This window comes from Pseudomonas sp. KB_15, from assembly GCF_052114525.1.
In the GTDB taxonomy this organism is placed as follows: Bacteria; Pseudomonadota; Gammaproteobacteria; order Pseudomonadales; family Pseudomonadaceae; genus Aquipseudomonas.
Window position 1 is genome coordinate 1 of the sequence record NZ_JBFREX010000216.1, and the last position, 446, is coordinate 446.

The 446-nt window shown below is 54.5% G+C and carries 2 tRNA genes and 1 rRNA gene; all 3 read left to right on the top strand.

Going from position 1 to position 446, the window contains the following annotated elements:
• Window positions 1–154, top strand: a 16S ribosomal RNA gene (locus tag AB4Z35_RS30540); the annotation flags it as partial.
• 63 nt (window positions 155–217) lie between these two features.
• Window positions 218–294, top strand: a tRNA-Ile gene (locus tag AB4Z35_RS30545).
• 8 nt (window positions 295–302) lie between these two features.
• Window positions 303–378, top strand: a tRNA-Ala gene (locus AB4Z35_RS30550).
• Window positions 379–446: the final 68 nt, after the last annotated feature.

Below are 446 nucleotides of genomic sequence, written 5' to 3' on the forward strand. Positions count from 1 at the left end.
CTTGTACACACCGCCCGTCACACCATGGGAGTGGGTTKYRCCAGAAGTAGYTAGTCTAACCGCAAGGAGGGCGATTACCACGGCAGGGTTCATGACTGGGGTGAAGTCGTAACAAGGTAGCCGTAGCGGAAGGTGCGGCTGGATCACCTCCTTTCCAGAGGCTTGTGTTCACAAGTCAAGCGTTCACACTTATCGGTTTGTTTGCTGTTACAGCCAAGGGTCTGTAGCTCAGGTGGTTAGAGCACCGTCTTGATAAGGCGGGGGTCGTAGGTTCAAGTCCTACCAGACCCACCAAGTTATCCGGGGGATTAGCTCAGCTGGGAGAGCACCTGCTTTGCAAGCAGGGGGTCGTCGGTTCGATCCCGTCATCCTCCACCACTTACCTTGGTTGGTTTGCCAAATGAAAGCACTTAGCGCGAAGGCGCTGTGAGTGCTTTCATTTGGCA